Annotated in this window: 1 protein-coding gene; it reads left to right on the plus strand. The window is 38.6% G+C overall.

All coding sequences use genetic code 11. The features are described 5' to 3' along the window. A partial coding sequence (ilvB, locus tag ACY65O_RS14975; RefSeq protein WP_462221667.1) for a biosynthetic-type acetolactate synthase large subunit occupies positions 1–1,652 on the plus strand: 1,652 nt, incomplete at its 5' end. Between the last annotated feature and the right edge of the window lie 30 nt (positions 1,653–1,682).

Genomic DNA, 1,682 nt, shown 5'->3' on the forward strand with positions numbered 1-1,682 from the left:
GCGTAGAAACAATTTTTGGCTATCCCGGTGGTGCCATTATGCCTATTTATGATGCATTGTATGATTATAAAGAAAAGCTGGAACATATTTTAGTTCGTCACGAACAGGGAGCCATACACGCCGCACAGGGCTACGCAAGAGTGAGCGGAAAAACGGGTGTGGTGTTTGCAACAAGCGGCCCGGGCGCAACAAATTTAGTTACTGGTTTAGCTGATGCCATGATTGACAGTACACCAGTTGTTTGCATCACCGGACAGGTGTTTGCCCATTTGTTAGGCACCGATGCATTCCAGGAAACAGATGTGATAAATATAACTACACCTGTTACCAAATGGAATTACCAGGTAACAGATGCTACAGAAATTCCTGCGGTATTAGCCAAAGCCTTTTACATTGCAGGTAGCGGAAGGCCGGGACCTGTGTTAATTGACATTACTAAAAACGCACAGTTACAAAAATTCGATTACGAAGGCTATAAAAAATGCGATCATATCCGCAGCTATCGTCCTGCACCTATTGTACGCAAAGAATATATTGAACAGGCTGCTGAATTAATTAATAAAGCAGAAAGGCCATTTGTAATTTTTGGACAAGGTGTTATTTTAGGTAAAGCAGAAAATGAATTTATAAATTTTATTGAGAAATCAGGAATTCCTTCTGCGTGGACAATTATGGGTATGAGTGCTATTCCTACTTATCATCCTTTAGCAGTTGGTATGTTAGGTATGCATGGTAATTACGGGCCTAATGTTTTAACTAATGAGTGCGATGTGTTGATTGCAATCGGCATGCGTTTCGATGATCGTGTAACCGGCCGCTTAGATAAATATGCCAAGCAGGCAAAAGTTATTCATTTAGATATTGATCCGTCAGAGATTGATAAAAATGTAAAAACAACTGTACCTGTTTGGGGCGATTGTAAAGAAACTTTACCCATGCTTACTGCATTGGTACAACAAAAAACGCATACAGCATGGCTAAATAAATTCAATGAATATAAAAAGAAGGAAGAAGAAAAATGTATCAACGATGAATTGAATCCGGTTACTGATGAGTTGACCATGGGTGAAGTTATTAATCTATTAAATGAATTAACCAATGGCGATGCAGTTATTGTAACCGATGTTGGCCAGCACCAGATGGTAGCCTGCCGTTATGCAAAATACAATCACAGTAAAAGCAATATTACCAGCGGTGGATTAGGTACTATGGGTTTTGCATTGCCCACTGCAATTGGTGCAAAATATGGTGCGCCGGAAAGAACAGTTATTGCCATTGCAGGCGATGGTGGTATTCAAATGACCATCCAGGAATTGGGTACAATCATGCAATTTAAAACTGCTGTAAAAATAATTATTCTAAACAATCAGTTTTTAGGAATGGTACGCCAGTGGCAACAATTATTTCACGAAAAAAGATATTCGTTTGTTGATATTACCAGCCCGGATTTTGTGGCCGTGGCAAAAGGGTATTACATTGACGGACAGAAAGTAACTGATAGAGCAAAGTTAAAAGATGCATTAAAAACAATGTTAGATCATAATGGTAGTTATTTATTGGAAGTAATGGTAGGTAAAGAGAATAATGTATTTCCGATGGTGCCGCAGGGCAGGGGAGTGTCGGAAATTATTCTTTCAAAAGAAGAGTTATAATTTTCTAAAAATTAAAATAATGCAAAAGCA

Source organism: Ferruginibacter sp., from assembly GCF_031430955.1.
In the GTDB taxonomy this organism is placed as follows: Bacteria; Bacteroidota; Bacteroidia; order Chitinophagales; family Chitinophagaceae; genus Ferruginibacter.